The following is a 20,797-nucleotide window of genomic DNA, read 5'->3' on the forward strand; positions in this document are numbered from 1 at the left end:
AGAGAAGCTCCGCTTCGCTATCCGTGAAGGCGGCCGCACCGTCGGTGCAGGCATCGTCTCCTCGATCATCGAGTAATGAAGGTTTGTGCAGGAACGCTCGCTTTGGAGCGAGCGTTCCCGCGTAACAAGGAACAGATGAAATGAACGGTCAAAACATCCGCATTCGCCTCAAGGCGTTTGATCATCGGATCCTTGACGCTTCGACGCGGGAAATCGTGTCGACTGCCAAGCGTACCGGTGCAAATGTGCGCGGACCGATCCCGCTTCCTACGCGGATCGAGAAGTTCACGGTTAACCGGTCGCCGCACATCGACAAGAAGAGCCGCGAGCAGTTCGAGATGCGCACGCACAAGCGTCTTCTCGATATCGTTGACCCGACCCCGCAGACGGTGGACGCGCTGATGAAGCTCGATCTGTCCGCCGGTGTCGATGTCGAGATCAAGCTTTAATCGGCTTGAGGACGGAAGGAACGAACCCGATGCGTTCAGGTGTTATTGCACAGAAGCTGGGCATGACCCGCGTCTATAACGACGCCGGCGAGCATGTGCCGGTGACGGTTCTCCGCATGGAGAATTGCCACGTGGTAGCTCAGCGTACAGTTGAAAAGAATGGTTACACGGCTGTTCAGCTTGGCGTTGGACTTGCCAAGGTAAAGAACACGTCCAAGGCTATGCGCGGTCATTTCGCGAAGGCCGAGGTCGAGCCAAAGGCGAAGGTCGCGGAATTCCGCGTTTCGCCGGACAACCTCCTCGAAGTCGGCGCTGAAATCACCGCCGAACACTTCGTCGCTGGCCAGAAGGTCGATGTGACGGGTACTTCGATTGGTAAGGGCTTTGCTGGTGTTATGAAGCGTCATAACTTCGCCGGTCATCGCGCTTCCCATGGTAACTCCATTACCCACCGCGCTCACGGCTCGACCGGTCAGCGTCAGGACCCGGGTAAGGTGTTCAAGGGCAAGAAGATGGCTGGTCACATGGGCCAGACCCGCGTAACCACGCAGAATATTGAAGTTGTCTCGACGGACAGCGATCGCGGCCTCATTCTGGTTCGCGGTGCGGTTCCTGGCTCCAAGGGCGCCTGGATCATCGTGCGCGATGCGGTAAAGGTCTCGCTGCCTGAGAACGCGCCGAAGCCGGCCGCTCTGCGTGCAGGTGCCGCGAAGGCTGAAGCTGTCGCGACTGAGGGAGCCGAATAATGGATCTCACGATTACCACTCTTGAAGGCAAGGATGCCGGCAAGGTCAAGCTGAACGAAGAAATCTTCGGCCTCGACCCGCGTGACGACATTCTTCAGCGCGTTGTGCGCTGGCAGCTGGCTCGCCGCCAGCAGGGCTCCCATAAGGCTCAGGGCCGTGGCGACGTAAGCCGCACCGGCGCAAAGATGTACAAGCAGAAGGGTACGGGTCGCGCTCGTCACCATTCGGCTCGCGCTCCGCAGTTCCGCGGTGGTGGTCAGGCTCACGGACCGGTTGTCCGTTCGCACGATCACGATCTGCCGAAGAAGGTTCGCGCTCTTGGCCTGCGTCATGCCCTGTCTGCAAAGGCAAAGGCATCTGACCTGATCATCATCGATGATCTGGCTGCAACGGAAGCCAAGACGAAGCAGCTTGTTTCGCAGTTCGCCAAGCTCGGTCTTGAAAATGCACTCGTCATCGGCGGTGCAGAGATCGACGTGAACTTCCAGCGCGCGGCTTCGAACATCCCGAACATCGACGTTCTGCCGGTGCAGGGCATCAATGTTTACGACATCCTTCGCCGCGGCAAGCTCGTTCTTTCCAAGGCGGCTGTCGAAGCCCTCGAGGAGCGTTTCAAATGACTGATCTTCGCCATTACGACGTGATCGTCAGCCCGGTTATCACCGAGAAGTCCACCATGGTTTCCGAACACAACCAGGTTGTCTTCAACGTAGCCCGCAAGGCAACGAAGCCGGAAATCAAGGCTGCAGTCGAAGCGCTGTTCGGCGTCAAGGTTACCGCAGTCAACACTGCAGTGCGCAAGGGTAAGGTTAAGCGGTTCCGCGGCCTTATCGGGCGCCAGAGCGACGTCAAGAAAGCGATCGTTACTTTGGCCGAAGGCCAGAGCATCGACGTTTCGACCGGTCTCTGAGAGGCCATGGAGTAAGAGACAATGGCACTCAAGCATTTTAATCCGATCACGCCAGGCCAGCGTCAGCTGGTCATCGTGGACCGTTCGGGACTCTACAAGGGCAAGCCGGTCAAGTCCCTGACCGAAGGTCTGTCCAAGAAGGGTGGCCGTAACAACACCGGTCGTATCACTGTTCGCTTTCAGGGCGGTGGTCACAAGCGTACGTACCGTTTCATCGATTTCAAGCGTCGCAAGCTTGACGTCGTCGGCACTGTCGAACGTCTGGAATACGATCCGAACCGCACCGCGTTCATCGCGCTGATCCGTTACGAAGACGGTGAACTGGCATACATCTTGGCTCCGCAGCGTCTGGCTGTTGGTGACAAGGTTGTTGCAGGCAACTCCGTTGACGTGAAGCCGGGCAACGCAATGCCGCTCGCTTCCATGCCGGTTGGTACGATCGTTCACAACGTCGAACTGAAGCCTGGCAAGGGCGGTCAGATCGCTCGTTCGGCTGGCACCTACGCTCAGCTGGTTGGTCGCGATCAGGGCATGGCCATTCTGCGCCTCAACTCCGGTGAACAGCGTCTGGTTCCAGGTGCCTGCTTCGCTTCGGTCGGTGCAGTGTCCAACCCGGACCACGGCAACATCAACGACGGTAAGGCCGGTCGTTCGGTGTGGCGTGGCAAGCGTCCGCACGTTCGCGGCGTTGCAATGAACCCGGTCGATCACCCGCATGGTGGTGGTGAAGGTCGTACCTCGGGTGGTCGTCACCCTGTCACTCCGTGGGGCAAGCCTACGAAGGGCAAGAAGACGCGCTCGAACAAGTCGACCGACAAGTTCATCATGCGTTCGCGCCATCAGCGCAAGAAGTAAGAGAGGTAGTCTGAAGTGGCTCGTTCAGTTTGGAAAGGTCCGTTCGTCGATGGCTATCTTCTCACGAAGGCTGAGAAGGTACGCGAAGGCGGTCGTAATGAAGTTATCAAGATGTGGAGCCGTCGCTCCACCATCCTGCCGCAGTTTGTCGGTCTGACTTTCGGCGTCTACAACGGCAACAAGCATGTGCCGGTGTCGATTTCGGAAGAAATGGTCGGACACAAGTTCGGTGAATTCGCGCCTACACGTACCTACTACGGTCACGGCGCGGACAAGAAGTCGAAGAGGAAGTAACGATGGGCAAGGCTAAAGCTCCCCGTCAGCTCAAGGACAACGAAGCGCAAGCTGTTGCCCGTACGCTGCGCGTCAGCCCGCAGAAGCTGAACCTTGTTGCGAGCATGATCCGCGGCAAGAAGGTGAATGCGGCTCTTGCCGATCTGACGTTCTCGCGCAAGCGGATCGCCGATACGGTTAAGAAGACGCTCCAGTCCGCAATTGCGAACGCAGAAAACAACCATGACCTCGACGTCGATTCTCTGATCGTCGCCGAAGCCTATGTAGGTAAGTCGATCGTCATGAAGCGCTTCCACGTCCGTGGCCGTGGCCGCGCGAGCCGTATCGAGAAGCCGTTTTCGCATCTCACCATTGTTGTCCGCGAAGTCGCGGAAAAAGGGGAGGCCGCATAATGGGTCAGAAGATTAATCCGATCGGTCTTCGTCTCGGCATCAACCGCACCTGGGATTCGCGTTGGTACGCGAATACCGGTGAGTACGGCAAGCTGCTGCATGAAGATGTCAAGATCCGCGAATTCCTCACCGAGGAACTGAAGCAGGCTGCGATCTCCAAGATCGTAATCGAGCGTCCGCACAAGAAGTGCCGCGTGACGATCCATTCGGCTCGTCCGGGCATCATCATCGGCAAGAAGGGTGCAGACATCGAAAAGCTCCGCAAGAAGCTTTCCGAGATGACCAATGCCGATACGTCGCTCAACATCGTTGAAGTTCGCAAGCCGGAAATCGACGCTACGCTGATCGCTCAATCGATCGCTCAGCAGCTCGAACGCCGTGTGGCATTCCGTCGCGCCATGAAGCGTGCCGTTCAGTCGGCAATGCGTCTTGGAGCCGAAGGTATCCGTATCAACTGCTCGGGTCGTCTGGGTGGCGCGGAAATCGCTCGCATGGAATGGTACCGTGAAGGTCGCGTTCCGCTTCATACGCTTCGCGCCGATATCGACTACGGCACGGCAGAAGCGAAGACCGCTTATGGTATCTGCGGCGTGAAGGTCTGGGTCTTCAAGGGCGAGATTCTTGAACACGATCCGATGGCTTCCGAGCGTCGTGCGGTCGAGGGTGACAATCAGGGTTCCTCGTCGAACCGCCGCCGCGAAAACGCTTAAAAAGCGGGCCGCGGGCGAGAAATTTGGAGTAGAGAACAATGATGCAGCCTAAGCGCACCAAGTTCCGCAAGCAGTTCAAGGGCCGTATTCACGGCAACTCGAAAGGCGGCACGGATCTGAATTTCGGTGCATTCGGTTTGAAGGCCGTTGAGCCGGAACGCGTCACTGCACGTCAGATCGAAGCGGCCCGCCGCGCGATCACCCGTCACATGAAGCGTGCCGGCCGCGTGTGGATCCGCATCTTCCCTGACCTGCCAGTTACGTCGAAGCCTACCGAAGTCCGTATGGGTAAAGGTAAGGGTTCGGTTGACTACTGGGCATGCCGTGTGGCACCAGGTCGCGTGATGTTTGAGCTTGACGGCGTACCCGAAGATGTGGCACGCGAAGCCCTCAGACTCGGCGCAGCAAAGTTGCCGATCAAGACGCGCTTTATCCAGCGCATTGCTGAATAAGAGAGAGGCAACTATGAAAGCCGCAGACGTTCGGGCGAAGAGCCTCGATCAACTGAATGACGAGCTGGGCACCCTGAAGAAAGAGCAGTTCAACCTGCGCTTTCAGAAGGCCACCGGCCAGCTCGAAAAAACCGCGCGCGTGAAGCAGGTTCGCCGCGACATCGCGCGTATTAAGACTATTGCCCGCCAGAAGGCGGCCGCAAGCAAGGCATAAGGAAAAATATAATGCCTAAACGCGTTCTGCAGGGCGTTGTCGTCAGCGACAAGAATGACAAGACTGTTGTGGTCAAGGTTGAGCGCCGCTATTCGCATCCGCTCCTCCAGAAGACCGTGCGTCAGTCTAAGAAGTACAAGGCGCATGACGAAAACAACCAGTTCAAGGTTGGCGATCTCGTTTCCATTCAGGAATCGGCTCCAATCTCGAAGGACAAACGCTGGGTCGTTCTCACGAACGAAGCAGCAGGCTAAATTATAAACACGCAGCTTAGGTAGGGCAGGAGCCCTTAACCAGCTGAGAGGAAAGAAGGCGGCCAGTCATGATTCAGATGCAAACAAACCTCGACGTGGCGGATAACTCCGGCGCACGTCGTGTCATGTGCATCAAGGTGCTGGGCGGCTCGAAGCGGCGTTACGCTTCCGTTGGCGACATCATTGTGGTGTCGATCAAGGAAGCTATTCCGCGCGGCCGCGTCAAAAAGGGTGATGTGATGAAGGCGGTTGTTGTACGCACCGCCAAGGACATCCGTCGTCCGGACGGCAGCGTTATTCGTTTCGATAACAATGCAGCCGTTCTCATCGATAACAAGAAAGAGCCGATCGGCACGCGTATCTTCGGACCGGTTCCGCGCGAACTTCGCGCAAAGAACCACATGAAGATCATCTCGCTGGCCCCGGAAGTTCTGTAAGGAAGCAAGACGATGCAGAAGATTCGCAAAGGCGACAGCGTTGTCGTGCTGTCCGGTAAGGACAAGGGCCGTAAAGGCGAAGTTCTCAAGGTTATGCCTAAGGACGAGCAGGCGCTCGTTCGCGGTATCAACGTTGTGAAGCGTCATCAGCGTCAGACCCAGACCCAGGAAGCCGGCATTATCTCCAAGGAAGCGCCGATCCACCTGTCCAACCTGGCAATTGCTGATCCCAAGGACGGTAAGCCGACCCGCGTCGGTTTCCGCGTCGAGGACGGCAAGAAGGTTCGTGTCGCAAAACGTTCTGGAGCGCTGATCGATGGCTGAAGCTAAGGCACTTCCCCGCTTCAAGAAGCTTTACAACGAAAACATTCGTAAGGCTCTGCTTGAAGAATTCAAATACGACAACGAGATGCAGATCCCACGCATCACCAAGGTTGTCCTCAACATGGGCGTTGGCGAAGCCACTGGCGACTCCAAGAAGCCGGCTGTAGCTGCTGAAGACCTTGGCTTGATTGCTGGTCAAAAGGCTGTTATCACCCGCGCCCGTAACTCGATCGCAACATTCAAGTTGCGTGAAGGCATGCCGATCGGCACGAAGGTCACCCTTCGCCAGGACCGCATGTACGAATTCCTTGATCGTTTCATCACGATCGCTCTTCCTCGCGTTCGCGACTTCCGCGGCCTGAACCCGAAGAGCTTTGACGGACGTGGCAACTATGCCATGGGTATCAAGGAGCACATCGTGTTTCCGGAAATCAACTACGATAAGGTTGATCAGATCTGGGGCATGGACATCATCGTTTGCACGACCGCCAAGACGGATGATGAAGCGCGCGCTCTTCTGCGTGCATTCAACTTCCCCTTCCGGCAGTAACGGCAAGCGTAGCGAGGTATAATAATATGGCCAAGACTAGCGCAGTCGAAAAAAACAAGCGCCGCGAAAAGTTGGTTAAGCGTCATGCTGACAAGCGTGCACGTCTGAAGGCGATCGTAATGGATCAGGGCCTTCCGCTGGAGGAGCGCTTCCGCGCCACTATCCGGCTTGCCGAACTGCCGCGCAATTCATCGAAGGTTCGTATTCGCAATCGTTGCGAAGTTTCGGGCCGTCCGCGTGGTTATTACCGTAAACTGAAGATGTCGCGTATTGCGCTCCGTCAGTTGGGTTCGCTCGGTCAGATCCCGGGCATCGTCAAGTCGAGCTGGTAAGGAGTAGCATATGTCTGTGTCAGATCCTATCGGCGACATGCTGACCCGTATTCGTAACGCAGTAGGCCGCAAGAAGACCAAGGTTTCGACCCCGGCTTCCAAGTTGCGCGCTCGCGTTCTTGATGTTCTTCAGTCTGAAGGTTACATCCGCGGATACACGCAGAGTGAATTCGTGAACGGCAAAGCCGAGATCGAAATCGAACTGAAGTACTATGAAGGCGTTCCAGTCATTCGTGAACTGACCCGCGTTTCGAAGCCTGGCCGCCGTGTATACGTGTCGGTCAAGTCGATCCCGCAGGTTGCGAATGGTCTTGGCATCTCGATCCTGTCCACCCCTAAGGGTGTGATGGCTGATCATGAAGCCCGTGAACAAAACGTTGGTGGTGAGCTGCTCTGCCGCATCTTCTGATGCGGTTGACAGCGAACAGATAAAAGACAGGTATTAAAATGTCTCGTATCGGTAAAAAACCCGTGCCGGTCCCGGCAGGCGTGACCGCCAGTGTTGATGGGCAGATCGTCAAGGCCAAGGGCGCGAAGGGTGAACTCTCCTTCGTCGTGCACGATGAAGTTCTGGTCAAGATGGAAGACGGCGCTGTCAGCGTCGATCCGCGCGACCAGTCGAAGGAAGCTCGTTCGAAGTGGGGCATGTCCCGCACGATGATCTCCAACATTTTTGTTGGCGTGAAGGACGGCTTCGAAAAGAAGCTCGAAATCAGCGGCGTCGGTTACCGTGCTGCCATGCAGGGTAAGAACCTGCAGCTTTCGCTCGGCTTCAGCCACGAAGTGGTCTACGACGTGCCTGCTGGCATCACTGTTGCCGTTCCGAAGCCGACGGAAATCGTCGTCACCGGTATCGACAAGCAGCAGGTCGGTCAGGTCGCGGCTGAGATCCGCGAATATCGCGGCCCCGAGCCTTACAAGGGCAAGGGCGTCAAGTATGCTGGCGAGAAGATCGTCCGCAAAGAAGGCAAGAAGAAGTAAGGGAAGCGCGTCATGGCATCGCCAAAAGAAACTTTGCAGCGTCGCGCTGCTCGTGTACGCCGTCAGGTCAAGGCTGTTGCAAACGGCCGTCCGCGTCTCAGCGTGCACCGCTCTTCCAAGAACATCTACGTTCAGGTTATCGACGACGTTCGCGGTGTTACCATCGCCGCTGCTTCGACCCTGGATGGCGACCTGAAGGGCAAGCTCAAGACTGGCGCCGACTCCGCAGCAGCAGCTGCAGTTGGCAAGCTGGTTGCCGAGCGTGCCGTTAAAGCAGGCGTCAGCGAAGTAGTGTTCGACCGTGGTGCATTCATTTACCACGGCCGTGTGAAGGCTCTCGCCGAAGCTGCCCGCGAAGGCGGACTGAGCTTCTAATAGCATTTTGTGCTTCCGGAAAAGAAAAAGGAAATCAGGATATGGCACAGAGAGAACGTAACCGCGAAGATCGCGGCCGTGAGGAGCGCGACAGCGAATTCGTCGATAAGCTCGTTCACATCAACCGCGTTGCCAAGGTCGTCAAGGGCGGCCGTCGCTTCGGTTTTGCTGCGCTCGTCGTTGTTGGCGACCAGAAGGGCCGCGTAGGCTTCGGTCATGGCAAGGCTCGTGAAGTGCCGGAAGCTATCCGTAAGGCTACGGAAGCTGCCAAGCGCGACATGATCTTCGTACCGCTGCGTTCGGGCCGTACGCTGCACCACGATGTTGAAGGCCGTCACGGCGCTGGCAAGGTTCTGCTCCGCGCAGCTCCTGCTGGTAAGGGTATCATCGCCGGTGGTCCGATGCGTGCAGTGTTCGAAACGCTCGGCGTTCAGGACGTTGTCGCCAAGTCGCTCGGTTCGTCGAACCCTTACAACATGGTTCGTGCGACGTTCGATGCTCTGAAGCATCAGATGCATCCGAAGGACATCGCTGCACAGCGCGGCATCAAGTACTCGACCCTTCAGGCTCGCCGCCATGATGTGGTCGGTTCGGAAGAGTAGCCGATAGTTTGTGTTCGTCCGGGGCCGCTCAGGCCACCGGATACGCCATAGACAAGGGATTTGAGTGATGGCTGAGAAGAAGGGCAAGACGGTTACGGTCGAGCAGATCGGAAGCCCAATCCGTCGTCCAGCCGAGCAGCGCGCAACGCTGATCGGTCTGGGTCTTAATAAAATGCACCGCCGCAGCACGCTGGAAGATACTCCGGCAGTTCGTGGCATGATCGCCAAGCTTCCACACCTCGTTCGAGTTGTGGACGAGGCGTGATAGCGCAGGAGATAGAGATATGAAACTCAACGATCTGCGTGACAAGCCAGGTTCGGTCAAAGCACGCAAGCGTGTTGGCCGCGGTATCGGTTCGGGCACCGGCAAGACCGGTGGTCGTGGTGTCAAGGGGCAGAAGTCCCGTTCGGGCGTCGCGATCAACGGCTTCGAAGGCGGCCAGATGCCAATCTACCGCCGTCTGCCGAAGCGCGGCTTCACCAACATCTTCGCAAAGAGCTTCAACGTTGTGTCGCTCGGCCGTGTTCAGGCCGCTATCGATGCAGGCAAGCTTGATGCCAAGGTAGTTGTGAACCTCGATTCGCTGAAGGCTGCTGGCGTGATTCGTCGCGCCAAGGACGGCGTTCGCATCCTTTCGGACGGCGAACTGAAGGCAAAGGTTGCTTTCGAGGTAGCCGGTGCTTCCAAGGCTGCGGTCGAAAAGATCGAAAAGGCTGGCGGTAGCATCAAGCTTCCTGAAGCCGCTGCCGAATAAGGCTTCGATACAAAAATAAAAAGCGGCGGCCTCAGTGCCGCCGCTTGCACATTTATGCCAATGCGCATATCTGGGTAGGGTCTTTTTAGTCTCGAGGCGCGACCGCAATAGATTGCGCTGACGGGGGCGGAGGACCGGAGACTTTTCACCGGAGAAATTTAATGGCATCGGCTGCTGAACAGCTAGTTTCCAATCTCAATTTTTCAGCTTTCTCGAAAGCAGAAGAACTCAAGAAGCGCATCTGGTTCACGCTAGGTGCTTTGCTCGTATACCGGTTCGGCACCTATATTCCGCTTCCCGGCATCAATCCTGACGCGCTTGCGCAGGCTTTCCAGCAGCATAGCCAGGGTGTGCTCGGGCTTTTCAACATGTTCGCCGGTGGCGCCGTCGGTCGTATGGCCATTTTCGCGCTCGGCATCATGCCTTATATCTCTGCCTCCATCATCGTGCAGCTCATGACGTCGGTTGTTCCGTCTCTTGAAGCGCTGAAGAAGGAAGGCGAGGCAGGTCGCAAGATCATCAATCAGTATACGCGTTACGGCACGGTGCTTCTGGCGCTTGTTCAGGCCTACGCGATTTCTGTCGGCTTGCAGTCGGGCAACGGTATTGTCACCAATCCGGGACCGTTCTTCGTCGTTTCGTCGGTGATCACCCTTGTTGGCGGCACGATGTTCCTGATGTGGCTCGGCGAGCAGATCACTGCACGCGGTATCGGCAACGGTATCTCGCTGATCATCTTCTCCGGTATCGTGGCCAACCTGCCGCACGCTATTTCCGGCACGCTGGAACTTGGCCGTACCGGCGCGCTGTCGACGGGACTCATTCTGGGCGTTATCATTCTTGCCATCGTGCTGATTGCGGTCATCGTATTCGTTGAACGTGCGCAGCGTCGCCTTCTGATCCAGTATCCGAAGCGTCAGGTCGGCAACCGCATGTTCCAGGGCGATACGTCGCATCTGCCGTTGAAGCTCAATACCGCAGGCGTCATTCCTCCGATTTTCGCCTCGTCGTTGTTGCTTCTGCCTGCGACGGTCGCCGGTTTCGCCAACACGACAGAAATGCCGGCCTGGGCTACTACCGTTCTCAATGCACTCGGTCATGGTCAGCCGCTTTACATGCTGTTCTATGCCGCATTGATGGCATTCTTCTGCTTCTTCTACACGGCCATTGTGTTCAATCCCAAGGACACTGCTGACCAGCTCAAGAAGCATTCCGGCTTTATTCCGGGCATTCGTCCGGGTGAGCGTACCGCCGAATACATAGACTATGTGCTGACACGCATCACTGTTGTCGGCGCCATCTATATCGTGCTTGTCTGTCTCCTGCCGGAATTCCTGATTTCCGCAACCGGTGTGCCGTTCTATCTTGGTGGCACCTCGCTGCTGATCGTTGTGAGCGTAACGCTTGACACGGTTGCGCAAATTCAGGGGCATCTGATCGCCCATCAGTATGAAGGGCTGATCAAGAAGTCCAAACTCAGAGGTGGGAAACGCAATAAATGAGACTGATACTTCTTGGGCCGCCCGGAGCAGGTAAGGGGACGCAGGCTGGACTTCTTACCAAGAAGCATGGAATTCCTCAGCTCTCGACCGGCGACATGCTGCGTGCAGCAGTCGCCCAGCAGAGCGAGATCGGGAAGCGCGCCAAGGCCGTGATGGACGCCGGGCAACTGGTTTCCGATGAGATCGTGAACCAGATCGTTTCGGAGCGCATCGATGCGCCTGACTGCGCGAACGGTTTCATCCTTGACGGTTATCCACGCACGGTTCCACAGGCTCAGGCTCTGGGAACGATGCTGGCGGGGAAGGGCCTAAAACTCGATGCAGTCATTGAGCTGAAGGTTGACGAGAATGCTCTGGTCAAGCGGATGGAGAGCCGCGTGGCTGAAACGATTGCCAAGGGTGGTCAGGTCCGTTCGGACGACAATCCTGAGGCGTTCCGTAAGCGTCTCGTGGAATACCGCGAAAAGACTTCGCCGCTTTCGAGCTATTATGCCGGAACTGGTGAACTGCGCGTCATCAATGGCATGGCGCCGGTTGAAGAAGTTACTGCCGAAATCGAGAGAATTCTGGTTCCGGCATGAAAATTGAAGAGGCTTGAAGAAGCCTCATTCCAATACGGGCAGGGAAAGCGTGAAGCGTTTTCTGCCCGTTTATTACTTCCAGAAGTTGCTTGAGTTGCCTGTCAGGCCGGTTTGATGGCTTTACGGACAGTTAAGAGTTGACTTTTTCGGGCGATTCCGTCAAAGACTGCGCCACTTCAACTGGTTTTGAATGGCGGGTATCGGCGGAAATCGAAAGAGGCCGGTACCGGTCGTTTAATGCTGTCTGGTTGATCGCATCTGCCAGATGGAAATTTTTATAACTCAAGGAGAACAGACGTGGCACGTATCGCTGGCGTCAACATCCCGACGAACAAGCGCGTTGTTATTGCGCTTCAGTACATTCACGGGATCGGACCGAAATTTGCTCGGGAAATCGTAACGAAGGTCGGCATTGCTGACGATCGTCGCGTTAACCAGCTGTCGGATGCTGAAGTCCTTCAGATCCGCGAAGCAATCGATGCTGACTACCAGGTCGAAGGTGACCTGCGTCGTGAAGTTTCGATGAACATCAAGCGCCTGATGGACCTGGGCTGCTACCGCGGTCTGCGTCATCGTCGTTCGCTGCCGGTTCGCGGCCAGCGCACGCACACCAACGCACGCACCCGCAAGGGTCCGGCGAAGGCAATCGCAGGCAAGAAGAAGTAATTTCGACGGGACATATGTTCCGTCGGGCCTTTCCGGTGCGCCGGTTGGGTTTGATGCTGGTCCTTTCTTGAGGACCGGTGTAGCCGCTGGAATTACGGCGGTGTAGAGATCGATTGAAAGGACTGTCATGGCCAAGGAAGCCACGCGCGTTCGCCGTCGCGAGCGTAAAAACATCTCGTCGGGCGTTGCCCACGTAAATTCGACGTTCAACAACACCATGATCACCATCACGGATGCTCAGGGCAATGCGATTGCCTGGTCGTCTGCCGGTGCTCAGGGGTTCAAGGGTTCGCGTAAGTCGACCCCGTTCGCCGCTCAGATCGCTGCCGAAGATTGCGCCAAGAAGGCTCAGGAACACGGTATGCGCTCCCTCGAAGTCGAGGTTTGCGGACCGGGCTCTGGCCGTGAATCCGCGCTGCGCGCCCTTCAGGCTGCCGGCTTTGTGATTACGTCGATCCGCGATGTTACGCCGATCCCGCACAACGGTTGCCGTCCGCGCAAGAAGCGCCGGGTCTAATCCTCGTTCACATGCCGTACGAGCCTCGGGCTTTTCAAGTTCGGGGTTCCTCTGCGGTTTCTACACTTGATCGCTACGATAGGATGGTAGCGACGATTGATAGAGGGATACTTACATGATCCAGAAGAACTGGCAGGAACTCATCAAGCCGAATAAGGTGGATTTCATCACCAACGGCTCCCGCACGCATGCAACCGTCGTTGCTGAGCCGCTGGAACGCGGTTTCGGTCTGACGCTCGGTAATGCTCTGCGTCGCGTGCTTCTGTCGTCGCTTCGCGGCGCTGCCGTGACCGCCATTCAGATCGATGGCGTTCTGCATGAATTCTCTTCGATTCCGGGCGTCCGCGAAGACGTTACGGATATCGTTCTGAACGTCAAGGAAATCGCCATCCGCATGGAAGGCGAGGGCCCGAAGCGCATGGTCGTCCGCAAGGAAGGCCCAGGCGTTGTTACGGCTGGCGACATTCAGACTGTCGGCGATGTCGAGATCCTTAACCCGGATCACGTCATCTGCACGCTGGACGAAGGCGCTGAAATCCGCATGGAATTCACCGTCAACACCGGCAAGGGCTATGTGCCTGCCGACCGCAACCGTGCGGAAGATGCTCCGATCGGGCTTATCCCGGTTGACAGCCTCTACTCTCCGGTTCGCAAGGTGTCGTACAAGATCGAGAACACCCGTGAAGGTCAGGTTCTCGATTATGACAAGCTGACGCTGAACATCGAGACAAACGGCTCGGTCAGCGGTGAAGACGCAGTGGCGTATGCTGCTCGTATTCTCCAGGACCAGCTGGCGATCTTCGTCAACTTCGAAGAGCCCCAGAAGGAAGCTCCGCAGGAACAGGTTGCGGAACTGGCTTTCAACCCGGCTCTGCTCAAGAAGGTCGACGAACTCGAACTGTCCGTCCGTTCGGCAAACTGCCTGAAGAACGACAACATCGTCTACATCGGCGATCTGATCCAGAAGACGGAAGCCGAGATGCTGCGGACTCCGAATTTCGGCCGCAAGTCGCTCAACGAGATCAAGGAAGTTCTGGCATCGATGGGTCTCCATCTCGGTATGGAAATCCCGTCCTGGCCGCCAGAAAACATCGAAGATCTCGCAAAGCGCTACGAAGACCAATATTAAGACCGGCAATCCGGCTAGAACTAATTAAGGAGAAGGCCATGCGCCACGGTAATGGACAGCGTAAGCTGAACCGCACTGCCTCGCATCGCAAGGCAATGTTCGCCAACATGGCGGCTTCGCTCATCGAGCATGAACAGATTGTGACCACGCTTCCTAAAGCTAAGGAAATCCGTCCGATCGTAGAAAAGCTTGTCACTCTCGGCAAGCGCGGCGATCTGCATGCACGCCGTCAGGCCATCTCGGCTATTCGCGACGTTAAGCTCGTTGCAAAGCTGTTCGATACGCTGGCTGCTCGCTATGCAACCCGCAACGGCGGCTACATCCGCATCATGAAGGCTGGCTTCCGCGCTGGCGACAACGCGCCTCTGGCTGTTGTTGAATTCGTGGAACGCGACGTCGATGCAAAGGGCAAGGCTGACCGCGCCCGCGTCGAAGCCGAACAGGCTGCTGAAGCAGACGCAGCATAATCTGCACTGTTTCTGATTATTGAAAAGGGCCGCCTTGAGCGGCCCTTTTTGTTTGTTCTTGCTGCTGTTCGGCTCTTTCGGATCGATATGTTTCACGAAAAATTGCCGTGCTGCACTTCAAGGTCACAATGTGGCCCTTTATCCTTGTCCTCAGTTGACTACATATGGACGACGAATCTCATATTTTTTCACGGAAGATATGAGTGCCCTCGGAAAGCGCGGAGTATGTGCATGAATTGGCGACGTTTAGGTGTATTGGGTCTTATGCTGACATCCGTCGGGCTGGTTATGCCGCAGGCAATGGCGCAGGATGCGCCTGCAACACCTCCCAAAGAAGTGCCGCTCAGCCGCGCTGATATGCAACTTTCCTTCGCTCCTCTTGTGAAAGAGACGACACCAGCTGTTGTGAATGTCTATGCGGCGCGACAGGTGCAGGCACGGGCACAATCGCCATTTGCAGGCGATCCGTTCTTCGAGCAGTTTTTCGGGCGGCAGTTCGGGGAAAGCAAGCCACGTATCCAGCAGTCGCTCGGGTCCGGCGTGATTGTCGATAGTTCAGGCATTGTCGTGACGAACAATCACGTCATCAAGGATGCCGACGAAATCAAAGTCGCCTTGTCGGACGGTCGCGAGTTCGAAAGCAAGCTGCTTCTGCGTGATGAAACCACCGACCTTGCCGTGTTGAAAATTGAAGCCAAGGACAAGTTTCCAGTGTTGGGCCTCGGCAATTCCGACGAAGTCGAAGTTGGCGATCTGGTGCTGGCCATCGGCAATCCGTTCGGCGTCGGACAGACTGTGACGAGCGGTATCGTGTCGGCGCAATCCCGAACACAGGTTGGCATTTCCGATTTTGATTTCTTTATCCAGACGGATGCGGCTATCAATCCCGGCAACTCCGGTGGCGCATTGATTGACATGCGCGGACGCCTGATAGGTATCAACACAGCGATCTATTCACGTTCTGGCGGTTCCGTGGGCATCGGCTTTGCTATTCCGTCCAATATGGTCCGCGCTGTCGTGGAAGCTGCGCAGAATGGCAGCAAAAGTTTCGAGCGCCCCTATATCGGCGCGACTTTCCAAGGGGTCACCTCCGATCTGGCCGAAGGGCTTGGAATGGAAAAGCCCTACGGTGCCCTGATCACGGCAGTTGCAAAAGGTGGTCCTGCAGAAGCCGCAGGGCTGAAGATCGGCGATGTGGTTCTGTCCGTTCAGGGCGTTCGTGTCGATAATCAGGATGTGCTTGGTTATCGTCTATCGACGGCTGGCATTGGTAACACCGTGTCGGTCGAAATCATGCGGGATGGAAAGAACCAGACCATCCCGGTGAAGCTTTCCAAAGCGCCTGAAGTCAAGGAAACTGCGCCGCAGGTGATCAAGGGCGATAATCCCTTCGCCGGTGCAGCTGTTCTTGTGCTGACGCCATCCACCGCTAAAAAGCTGCGTCTCAAGAGTGAAAGCCAGGGGGTGGTCGTTGTTGACGTCTATTCCGGCTCGCCGGCGGCACGGCTCGGATTGCGCCCGGGCGACATTGTTCGAAGCATCAACGGAAATCCTATCCGCTCCGTGGAGGATATGACCGCGATTCTGGATGGGGGACGTGGTCTTGCCTGGCGGCTTGAGGTGGAACGCAACGGAACGTTGTTGCGTCAGTTCGTGCGTTAAAACTGTCGGCCAGTATATCGCCAAAAGTTGCATGCCGCTTCGGGTAGGATTATGCCTGAAGCGGCATTTAATTTATCGATCGAGCGAATGAAATGAGCGACCTTTTCTCAGCAGCGGCAGACCCGAACGCGGACCGCAACCGGCCGCTTGCTGACCGTCTGCGCCCGAAGCATTTGTCGGAAGTAACCGGTCAGGAACATCTGACCGGACCAGAAGGTGTGCTGACGCGCATGATTGCATCCGGTTCGCTCGGTTCCATGATCTTCTGGGGACCTCCGGGAACCGGCAAGACGACCGTTGCCCGCCTGCTTGCCGGAGAAACTGATCTCGCGTTTGAGCAGATTTCGGCGATCTTCTCCGGCGTTGCCGATCTCAAGAAGGTTTTCGAGACTGCTCGTGCGCGGCGTATGTCGGGCCGGCAGACACTGCTTTTCGTAGACGAAATTCATCGCTTTAATCGCGCCCAGCAGGATTCGTTTTTGCCGGTCATGGAAGACGGCACTGTTATCCTGATCGGCGCCACGACGGAAAACCCGTCTTTCGAGCTCAATGCTGCTCTTTTGTCCCGGGCGAGGGTGCTTACTTTTCATCCCCATGATGGCGAGAGCATTGCAACACTTCTGACCCGTGCCGAAGAGCAAGAAGAACGTCCATTGCCGCTGGACGAGGAAGCACGGGTAAGCCTTGTTCGCATGGCTGACGGCGATGGACGTGCTGCGCTGACGCTTGCCGAGGAAGTCTGGCGTGCGGCCCGTCCCGATGAAGTGTTTACTGCCGAAAAGCTGCAGGATGTCGTGCAACGTCGCGCCCCGGTTTATGACAAGGGGCAGGACGGGCATTACAATCTGATTTCGGCGCTGCATAAATCCGTTCGGGGATCGGACCCTGACGCAGCGCTCTACTATCTTTCTCGTATGTTCGATGCGGGCGAAGATCCGTTATATCTTGGGCGGCGGCTGGTGCGCATGGCGGTGGAAGATATCGGCTTGGCCGACCCGCAGGCACTGGTCATCTGCAACGCCGCCAAGGATGCCTATGACTATCTTGGTTCGCCGGAAGGCGAACTGGCGCTCGCACAGGCCTGTGTTTATCTTGCAACGGCTCCGAAATCGAACGCCGTCTATGTGGCCTATAAAGCCTCAATGCGTGCGGCCAAGGAGAACGGTTCCCTGCTGCCGCCGAAGCATATTCTCAACGCGCCGACCAAGCTTATGAAGAATGAGGGCTACGGCGATGGCTATGCCTATGACCACGACCAGCCAGACGCGTTTTCAGGACAGGATTATTTCCCGGAAAGCATGGGCAGGCAAAAGTTCTATGATCCGCCGGAGCGAGGTTTTGAGCGAGATATCCGCAAGCGCCTCGAATACTGGGCGCGGTTGCGGCAGGAGCGCCGCTGAAGTTTGGAGCGGTTCTGTTCCAGCGGAATCGCTCTAACCATTGGTTTTCACGCAGTTTCGACCGCTGAAAATACGCTATCCCCATAGTTATCCACATTCATCCACAGTTCGGGCCGCTGTCATATTGGCAGCGGCTTTTACTTTGCTTCTTCACGCGAGTTTGAAGGCCCCGGAAAGGGGTGACCTGTCGTTAGAAAGGTCTTCTTAATTTTTACGCTTTATCAATCTTTGCAAAGAGACGAGGTTTTCCATGATGCGCGTTTTGTTTCTCGTCGCGCTCGTGATCCTAGGAGGCTGCGCGACTGCCCCACGGCAGGTCAACAATGTGTGTGCGGTCTTCGATCAACGCGACGGTTGGTTCAATAACTGGCAGACGGCTGCCACGCGGGTTTCGCGCGAATTCGGCGTGCCGGTTCCGGTTCTGATGGCCACAATCTATACCGAATCCGGCTTCCAGCCCTATGCCCGCCCGCCACGGACCAAGATTCTCTGGATCATACCGTGGAAGCGGGCTTCCAGCGCCTATGGCTATTCCCAGGCGCTGAACGGCACGTGGGATCGTTACAAGCGGGAAACCGGTCGCTGGACTGCATCGCGCACCAATTTCGCGGACGCTATCCATTTCATTGGCTGGTATCACTATCAAAGCTATCTGAAAAACGGCATCAATCGCGCCGATGCATATAGCCTTTATCTCGCTTACTATTCGGGTCACGGCGGTTACGCTCGTGGTGTCTGGCGCGGGAATGCTACAGCGCTCAATGGCGCAAAACGTGCCCAATCCATGGCCAATCGTTACGCCACGCAGTTGCGCAGTTGCGGAGGCTTCAGTTAAAAAGCGAAAGGCTGGATTCAAACTCGCATTTGAGACACCATCCGGCCTTAATCGCTATTATCATGCGACGGATTCGCTAATTGAGGATGACCATTTCATGCTGAAGAAGATCGGTATTGCCCTTTTCGCCGCCACATTTCTGGCAGGCTGCACCACCGACCCCTATACCGGGGAACAGAAGATGTCGAACACCGCAGGTGGTGCTGCAATTGGCGCGGCTGTGGGCGCTCTTGGTGGCCTGATGGTCGGCGGTTCCAGCCGTGCACAGCGCAATGCCGTTCTGATTGGTGCCGGTATCGGTGCACTTGGCGGCGGCGCAATCGGCAATTACATGGATCGTCAGGAAAACGAGCTCCGTGCACAGTTGCAGGGCACTGGCGTGTCTGTGACCCGTAACGGCGACCAGATCATCCTTAATATGCCGTCCAGCATCACTTTCGATACCGATCAGGATCAGGTGAAGAGCCAGTTCTACCCGACGCTTAATTCGGTCGCGATTGTACTGCGCAAATTCAACCAGACACTTGTGGACGTTTATGGCCACACCGATTCGACCGGTAGCGTCAGCCACAATCAGGCTCTTTCGCAGCGCCGCGCCGCGTCGGTCGCGAGCTATCTCGGTTCGCAGGGTATCGATCCGCGTCGCTTCGCCGTTATCGGCTATGGCGCGAGCCAGCCCGTTGCCACTAACGCAACACCGGAAGGCCGTGCGCAGAACCGTCGCGTGGAAATCCAGATTTCTCCGCTTCGCGCCGCCAGCTGATTCCCTTCCAAGGGTTAATAGGCTTCAAACAACGCAGTTCTTCGATAGAAGAGCTGCGTTTTTCTTTGCTTTTCCGAATCGGTGGATGGGCAGTTTGGTTTGAATTAAGTTAATTCGTGGATAGTTCGATTATTTTCGTAATTGCTGATGTTAGAGAACGATTATAGAACAAAATTTCGGAACTGTTTTTAATCAATGAGTTAGCCCTATTGTCAAATGAGAACAAAACGAATACAAATAGATCATAGCAACGAGCCTGCCGGGCTTCTAGCGAGACAAGAGGATGGTGTAAGATGTCTCAGAATTCATTGCGACTTGTTGAGGAAAATTCAGTGGACAAGACTAAGGCTCTCGATGCGGCATTGTCGCAAATCGAAAGGGCGTTCGGTAAGGGCTCGATCATGCGTCTGGGGAAAAATGCCCCGGTTATCGAGATCGAAACTGTTCCGACCGGCTCGCTTTCTCTGGACATCGCGCTGGGTGTCGGCGGCTTGCCCAAAGGACGTATTGTTGAGATTTACGGACCGGAAAGCTCCGGTAAGACGACACTCGCGCTGCACACGATTGCGGAAGCACAGAAGAAGGGCGGTATCTGTGCATTCGTCGATGCGGAACATGCGCTTGATCCTGTCTATGCACGCAAGCTGGGTGTCGATCTGGAAAACTTGCTGATTTCGCAGCCAGATACGGGTGAGCAGGCACTTGAAATTACCGACACGCTTGTGCGTTCGGGCGCCATCGACGTTCTCGTCGTCGACTCCGTCGCAGCCTTGACGCCACGTGCGGAAATCGAAGGCGAAATGGGTGACTCCTTGCCTGGTCTTCAGGCTCGTCTCATGAGCCAGGCGCTGCGCAAGCTTACTGCTTCGATCTCGCGGTCGAACTGTATGGTGATCTTCATCAACCAGATTCGTATGAAGATCGGTGTGATGTTCGGTTCGCCGGAAACGACGACTGGCGGTAACGCTCTCAAGTTCTATGCTTCGGTTCGTCTCGATATTCGCCGTATCGGTTCGATCAAGGAGCGCGACGAAGTTGTTGGTAACCAGACCCGCGTGAAGGTCGTCAAGAACAAGCTTGCGCCGCCCTTCAAGCAGGTCGAATTCGACATCATGTACGGTGCTGGCGTTTCCAAGACCGGCGAGCTGGTCGATCTTGGCGTAAAGGCCGGTGTCGTCGAGAAGTCCGGTGCGTGGTTCTCGTATAATTCCCAGCGACTGGGACAAGGCCGTGAAAACGCCAAGCAATATCTCAAGGACAACCCGGAAGTGGCCCGCGAGATCGAAACCACGCTTCGTCAGAATGCCGGTTTGATTGCCGAACAGTTCCTCGAAGATGGCGGACCAGAAGACGATGCGAGTGACGCTGCCGAAATGTAAGATCGCCAGCATTGAATGAATTATCGAAGCCCCGTGCAATTGCATGGGGCTTTTTGTTTAGCAGTGGGGGTTTTTGCGAAGTGAATGGTGCTGGTTTTATCGCTTTCCGGCAGAAATTGCTTTTATGGCGCAGCGTACTTATCTGGACAGAAAAGCAAGGCACCGCTAAAAGCGGTCAACCGAAAACTCCACTTCACCTCCTGGCAGTGCGGGAGAGCCTCGGGCCTTCAATAACGGTTGGCGGCTATGGGAGTTTGAACAGGA

General features: G+C 56.2%; 33 protein-coding genes. All 33 read left to right on the forward strand.

Translation table 11 applies throughout. The features are described 5' to 3' along the window. The coding region (locus FG152_RS20675; protein ID WP_080641667.1) for an EF-Tu C-terminal domain-related protein at positions 1–76 on the forward strand (76 nt) is incomplete at its 5' end. Between the two features lie 64 nt (positions 77–140). Further along, a complete protein-coding gene (gene rpsJ, locus FG152_RS20680; RefSeq protein ID WP_002964363.1) occupies positions 141–449 on the forward strand; it encodes a 30S ribosomal protein S10 in 309 nt (102 codons plus the stop codon). 29 nt (positions 450–478) lie between these two features. Then, positions 479–1,195, forward strand: a complete 717-nt coding sequence (gene rplC / locus FG152_RS20685) for a 50S ribosomal protein L3 (RefSeq protein ID WP_012091910.1) — start codon at positions 479–481, stop codon at positions 1,193–1,195. Next, the gene (gene rplD / locus FG152_RS20690) at positions 1,195–1,815 is read left to right on the forward strand and encodes a 50S ribosomal protein L4 (protein ID WP_010659915.1); all 621 of its coding nucleotides are present in this window, start codon (positions 1,195–1,197) and stop codon (positions 1,813–1,815) included. The genes rplC and rplD overlap by 1 nt, the downstream gene beginning before the upstream one ends. Further along, entirely contained in the window at positions 1,812–2,105 is a 294-nt protein-coding gene (locus FG152_RS20695; RefSeq protein WP_006467028.1) for a 50S ribosomal protein L23, read from the forward strand. Before rplD ends, FG152_RS20695 begins: the two co-directional genes overlap by 4 nt. 21 nt (positions 2,106–2,126) lie before the next feature. After that, entirely contained in the window at positions 2,127–2,960 is an 834-nt protein-coding gene (rplB, locus tag FG152_RS20700) for a 50S ribosomal protein L2 (protein WP_010659916.1), read from the forward strand. Positions 2,961–2,975: 15 nt separating this feature from the next. Continuing rightward, the gene (rpsS, locus tag FG152_RS20705) at positions 2,976–3,254 is read left to right on the forward strand and encodes a 30S ribosomal protein S19 (RefSeq protein ID WP_010659917.1); all 279 of its coding nucleotides are present in this window, start codon (positions 2,976–2,978) and stop codon (positions 3,252–3,254) included. 2 nt (positions 3,255–3,256) lie between these two features. After that, positions 3,257–3,646 (forward strand): 50S ribosomal protein L22, encoded by a 390-nt coding sequence (rplV, locus tag FG152_RS20710; RefSeq protein ID WP_010659918.1) that lies wholly within the window; start codon positions 3,257–3,259, stop codon positions 3,644–3,646. Next, the gene (rpsC, locus tag FG152_RS20715) at positions 3,646–4,356 is read left to right on the forward strand and encodes a 30S ribosomal protein S3 (RefSeq protein WP_006467024.1); all 711 of its coding nucleotides are present in this window, start codon (positions 3,646–3,648) and stop codon (positions 4,354–4,356) included. The genes rplV and rpsC overlap by 1 nt, the downstream gene beginning before the upstream one ends. A gap of 38 nt (positions 4,357–4,394) precedes the next feature. Further along, positions 4,395–4,808 (forward strand): 50S ribosomal protein L16, encoded by a 414-nt coding sequence (rplP, locus tag FG152_RS20720; protein WP_006467023.1) that lies wholly within the window; start codon positions 4,395–4,397, stop codon positions 4,806–4,808. A 13-nt stretch (positions 4,809–4,821) separates the two neighbouring features. Continuing rightward, positions 4,822–5,022 carry a 50S ribosomal protein L29 gene (gene rpmC, locus FG152_RS20725; protein WP_006467022.1) on the forward strand — a complete coding sequence of 67 codons (201 nt, stop codon included), beginning with the start codon at positions 4,822–4,824 and terminating at the stop codon, positions 5,020–5,022. A gap of 11 nt (positions 5,023–5,033) precedes the next feature. Next, on the forward strand, positions 5,034–5,276 hold the full coding sequence (rpsQ, locus tag FG152_RS20730; protein ID WP_010659919.1) for a 30S ribosomal protein S17: 243 nt from the start codon (positions 5,034–5,036) through the stop codon (positions 5,274–5,276). Positions 5,277–5,344: 68 nt separating this feature from the next. Then, on the forward strand, positions 5,345–5,713 hold the full coding sequence (gene rplN, locus FG152_RS20735) for a 50S ribosomal protein L14 (protein ID WP_004683923.1): 369 nt from the start codon (positions 5,345–5,347) through the stop codon (positions 5,711–5,713). A 12-nt stretch (positions 5,714–5,725) separates the two neighbouring features. Continuing rightward, positions 5,726–6,037 carry a 50S ribosomal protein L24 gene (rplX, locus tag FG152_RS20740; protein ID WP_010659920.1) on the forward strand — a complete coding sequence of 104 codons (312 nt, stop codon included), beginning with the start codon at positions 5,726–5,728 and terminating at the stop codon, positions 6,035–6,037. Further along, positions 6,030–6,587 carry a 50S ribosomal protein L5 gene (gene rplE / locus FG152_RS20745; protein ID WP_010659921.1) on the forward strand — a complete coding sequence of 186 codons (558 nt, stop codon included), beginning with the start codon at positions 6,030–6,032 and terminating at the stop codon, positions 6,585–6,587. Before rplX ends, rplE begins: the two co-directional genes overlap by 8 nt. Positions 6,588–6,613: 26 nt before the next feature. After that, positions 6,614–6,919 (forward strand): 30S ribosomal protein S14, encoded by a 306-nt coding sequence (rpsN, locus tag FG152_RS20750; protein ID WP_010659922.1) that lies wholly within the window; start codon positions 6,614–6,616, stop codon positions 6,917–6,919. 10 nt (positions 6,920–6,929) lie between these two features. Next, positions 6,930–7,328, forward strand: coding sequence for a 30S ribosomal protein S8 (rpsH, locus tag FG152_RS20755; protein WP_007875325.1), 399 nt, complete (start codon positions 6,930–6,932; stop codon positions 7,326–7,328). A 38-nt stretch (positions 7,329–7,366) separates the two neighbouring features. Continuing rightward, on the forward strand, positions 7,367–7,900 hold the full coding sequence (gene rplF, locus FG152_RS20760; protein ID WP_010659923.1) for a 50S ribosomal protein L6: 534 nt from the start codon (positions 7,367–7,369) through the stop codon (positions 7,898–7,900). A 12-nt stretch (positions 7,901–7,912) separates the two neighbouring features. Further along, a complete protein-coding gene (rplR, locus tag FG152_RS20765) occupies positions 7,913–8,275 on the forward strand; it encodes a 50S ribosomal protein L18 (protein ID WP_010659924.1) in 363 nt (120 codons plus the stop codon). A 41-nt stretch (positions 8,276–8,316) separates the two neighbouring features. Then, the gene (gene rpsE, locus FG152_RS20770; RefSeq protein WP_006467009.1) at positions 8,317–8,877 is read left to right on the forward strand and encodes a 30S ribosomal protein S5; all 561 of its coding nucleotides are present in this window, start codon (positions 8,317–8,319) and stop codon (positions 8,875–8,877) included. A gap of 67 nt (positions 8,878–8,944) precedes the next feature. Next, positions 8,945–9,142 (forward strand): 50S ribosomal protein L30, encoded by a 198-nt coding sequence (gene rpmD, locus FG152_RS20775; protein WP_002967737.1) that lies wholly within the window; start codon positions 8,945–8,947, stop codon positions 9,140–9,142. A gap of 19 nt (positions 9,143–9,161) precedes the next feature. After that, entirely contained in the window at positions 9,162–9,632 is a 471-nt protein-coding gene (rplO, locus tag FG152_RS20780; protein WP_010659925.1) for a 50S ribosomal protein L15, read from the forward strand. 161 nt (positions 9,633–9,793) lie between these two features. Continuing rightward, the gene (secY, locus tag FG152_RS20785; RefSeq protein ID WP_010659926.1) at positions 9,794–11,134 is read left to right on the forward strand and encodes a preprotein translocase subunit SecY; all 1,341 of its coding nucleotides are present in this window, start codon (positions 9,794–9,796) and stop codon (positions 11,132–11,134) included. Further along, on the forward strand, positions 11,131–11,715 hold the full coding sequence (locus tag FG152_RS20790; RefSeq protein ID WP_010659927.1) for an adenylate kinase: 585 nt from the start codon (positions 11,131–11,133) through the stop codon (positions 11,713–11,715). Before secY ends, FG152_RS20790 begins: the two co-directional genes overlap by 4 nt. A gap of 297 nt (positions 11,716–12,012) precedes the next feature. Continuing rightward, on the forward strand, positions 12,013–12,381 hold the full coding sequence (rpsM, locus tag FG152_RS20795) for a 30S ribosomal protein S13 (RefSeq protein WP_006467002.1): 369 nt from the start codon (positions 12,013–12,015) through the stop codon (positions 12,379–12,381). A gap of 127 nt (positions 12,382–12,508) precedes the next feature. Then, the gene (gene rpsK, locus FG152_RS20800) at positions 12,509–12,898 is read left to right on the forward strand and encodes a 30S ribosomal protein S11 (protein ID WP_002964339.1); all 390 of its coding nucleotides are present in this window, start codon (positions 12,509–12,511) and stop codon (positions 12,896–12,898) included. A gap of 115 nt (positions 12,899–13,013) precedes the next feature. After that, on the forward strand, positions 13,014–14,027 hold the full coding sequence (locus FG152_RS20805; protein ID WP_006467001.1) for a DNA-directed RNA polymerase subunit alpha: 1,014 nt from the start codon (positions 13,014–13,016) through the stop codon (positions 14,025–14,027). 38 nt (positions 14,028–14,065) lie between these two features. Next, complete coding sequence (gene rplQ, locus FG152_RS20810; RefSeq protein ID WP_010659928.1) at positions 14,066–14,494, forward strand: 50S ribosomal protein L17; 429 nt, start codon at positions 14,066–14,068, stop codon at positions 14,492–14,494. A 231-nt stretch (positions 14,495–14,725) separates the two neighbouring features. Then, positions 14,726–16,156 carry a DegQ family serine endoprotease gene (locus FG152_RS20815; protein WP_010659929.1) on the forward strand — a complete coding sequence of 477 codons (1,431 nt, stop codon included), beginning with the start codon at positions 14,726–14,728 and terminating at the stop codon, positions 16,154–16,156. Between the two features lie 92 nt (positions 16,157–16,248). Then, on the forward strand, positions 16,249–17,556 hold the full coding sequence (locus tag FG152_RS20820) for a replication-associated recombination protein A (RefSeq protein WP_010659930.1): 1,308 nt from the start codon (positions 16,249–16,251) through the stop codon (positions 17,554–17,556). 250 nt (positions 17,557–17,806) lie between these two features. Further along, positions 17,807–18,391: a transglycosylase SLT domain-containing protein gene (locus FG152_RS20825; protein WP_010659931.1), complete on the forward strand. Its 585-nt coding sequence runs from the start codon at positions 17,807–17,809 to the stop codon at positions 18,389–18,391. 97 nt (positions 18,392–18,488) lie between these two features. Further along, positions 18,489–19,154: a YiaD family glycine zipper/OmpA-like lipoprotein gene (locus FG152_RS20830; RefSeq protein ID WP_010659932.1), complete on the forward strand. Its 666-nt coding sequence runs from the start codon at positions 18,489–18,491 to the stop codon at positions 19,152–19,154. A gap of 293 nt (positions 19,155–19,447) precedes the next feature. Beyond that, positions 19,448–20,533, forward strand: coding sequence for a recombinase RecA (gene recA / locus FG152_RS20835; protein ID WP_010659933.1), 1,086 nt, complete (start codon positions 19,448–19,450; stop codon positions 20,531–20,533). Positions 20,534–20,797: the final 264 nt, after the last annotated feature.

Origin of the sequence: Ochrobactrum sp. XJ1 (genome assembly GCF_024701725.1) — a bacterium.
Lineage (GTDB): Bacteria > Pseudomonadota > Alphaproteobacteria > Rhizobiales > Rhizobiaceae > Brucella > Brucella anthropi.

What these genes read in the sequence shown, in the direction of transcription:
- rpmC (WP_006467022.1), top strand. Translation starts at nt 4,822, where the DNA reads ATGAAAGCCGCAGACGTTCGGGCGAAGAGCCTCGATCAACTGAATGAC.
- secY (WP_010659926.1), top strand. Translation starts at nt 9,794, where the DNA reads ATGGCATCGGCTGCTGAACAGCTAGTTTCCAATCTCAATTTTTCAGCT.
- rplC (WP_012091910.1), top strand. Translation starts at nt 479, where the DNA reads ATGCGTTCAGGTGTTATTGCACAGAAGCTGGGCATGACCCGCGTCTAT.
- rpsQ (WP_010659919.1), top strand. Translation starts at nt 5,034, where the DNA reads ATGCCTAAACGCGTTCTGCAGGGCGTTGTCGTCAGCGACAAGAATGAC.
- rplV (WP_010659918.1), top strand. Translation starts at nt 3,257, where the DNA reads ATGGGCAAGGCTAAAGCTCCCCGTCAGCTCAAGGACAACGAAGCGCAA.
- rpsE (WP_006467009.1), top strand. Translation starts at nt 8,317, where the DNA reads ATGGCACAGAGAGAACGTAACCGCGAAGATCGCGGCCGTGAGGAGCGC.
- recA (WP_010659933.1), top strand. Translation starts at nt 19,448, where the DNA reads ATGTCTCAGAATTCATTGCGACTTGTTGAGGAAAATTCAGTGGACAAG.
- FG152_RS20805 (WP_006467001.1), top strand. Translation starts at nt 13,014, where the DNA reads ATGATCCAGAAGAACTGGCAGGAACTCATCAAGCCGAATAAGGTGGAT.
- rpsN (WP_010659922.1), top strand. Translation starts at nt 6,614, where the DNA reads ATGGCCAAGACTAGCGCAGTCGAAAAAAACAAGCGCCGCGAAAAGTTG.
- rpsC (WP_006467024.1), top strand. Translation starts at nt 3,646, where the DNA reads ATGGGTCAGAAGATTAATCCGATCGGTCTTCGTCTCGGCATCAACCGC.
- rpmD (WP_002967737.1), top strand. Translation starts at nt 8,945, where the DNA reads ATGGCTGAGAAGAAGGGCAAGACGGTTACGGTCGAGCAGATCGGAAGC.
- FG152_RS20825 (WP_010659931.1), top strand. Translation starts at nt 17,807, where the DNA reads ATGATGCGCGTTTTGTTTCTCGTCGCGCTCGTGATCCTAGGAGGCTGC.
- rpsJ (WP_002964363.1), top strand. Translation starts at nt 141, where the DNA reads ATGAACGGTCAAAACATCCGCATTCGCCTCAAGGCGTTTGATCATCGG.
- rplB (WP_010659916.1), top strand. Translation starts at nt 2,127, where the DNA reads ATGGCACTCAAGCATTTTAATCCGATCACGCCAGGCCAGCGTCAGCTG.
- rplO (WP_010659925.1), top strand. Translation starts at nt 9,162, where the DNA reads ATGAAACTCAACGATCTGCGTGACAAGCCAGGTTCGGTCAAAGCACGC.
- rplX (WP_010659920.1), top strand. Translation starts at nt 5,726, where the DNA reads ATGCAGAAGATTCGCAAAGGCGACAGCGTTGTCGTGCTGTCCGGTAAG.
- rplD (WP_010659915.1), top strand. Translation starts at nt 1,195, where the DNA reads ATGGATCTCACGATTACCACTCTTGAAGGCAAGGATGCCGGCAAGGTC.
- FG152_RS20790 (WP_010659927.1), top strand. Translation starts at nt 11,131, where the DNA reads ATGAGACTGATACTTCTTGGGCCGCCCGGAGCAGGTAAGGGGACGCAG.
- rplE (WP_010659921.1), top strand. Translation starts at nt 6,030, where the DNA reads ATGGCTGAAGCTAAGGCACTTCCCCGCTTCAAGAAGCTTTACAACGAA.
- rpsK (WP_002964339.1), top strand. Translation starts at nt 12,509, where the DNA reads ATGGCCAAGGAAGCCACGCGCGTTCGCCGTCGCGAGCGTAAAAACATC.
- rpsH (WP_007875325.1), top strand. Translation starts at nt 6,930, where the DNA reads ATGTCTGTGTCAGATCCTATCGGCGACATGCTGACCCGTATTCGTAAC.
- rplF (WP_010659923.1), top strand. Translation starts at nt 7,367, where the DNA reads ATGTCTCGTATCGGTAAAAAACCCGTGCCGGTCCCGGCAGGCGTGACC.
- FG152_RS20815 (WP_010659929.1), top strand. Translation starts at nt 14,726, where the DNA reads ATGAATTGGCGACGTTTAGGTGTATTGGGTCTTATGCTGACATCCGTC.
- rplQ (WP_010659928.1), top strand. Translation starts at nt 14,066, where the DNA reads ATGCGCCACGGTAATGGACAGCGTAAGCTGAACCGCACTGCCTCGCAT.
- rplN (WP_004683923.1), top strand. Translation starts at nt 5,345, where the DNA reads ATGATTCAGATGCAAACAAACCTCGACGTGGCGGATAACTCCGGCGCA.
- rplP (WP_006467023.1), top strand. Translation starts at nt 4,395, where the DNA reads ATGATGCAGCCTAAGCGCACCAAGTTCCGCAAGCAGTTCAAGGGCCGT.
- FG152_RS20830 (WP_010659932.1), top strand. Translation starts at nt 18,489, where the DNA reads ATGCTGAAGAAGATCGGTATTGCCCTTTTCGCCGCCACATTTCTGGCA.
- FG152_RS20820 (WP_010659930.1), top strand. Translation starts at nt 16,249, where the DNA reads ATGAGCGACCTTTTCTCAGCAGCGGCAGACCCGAACGCGGACCGCAAC.
- rplR (WP_010659924.1), top strand. Translation starts at nt 7,913, where the DNA reads ATGGCATCGCCAAAAGAAACTTTGCAGCGTCGCGCTGCTCGTGTACGC.
- FG152_RS20695 (WP_006467028.1), top strand. Translation starts at nt 1,812, where the DNA reads ATGACTGATCTTCGCCATTACGACGTGATCGTCAGCCCGGTTATCACC.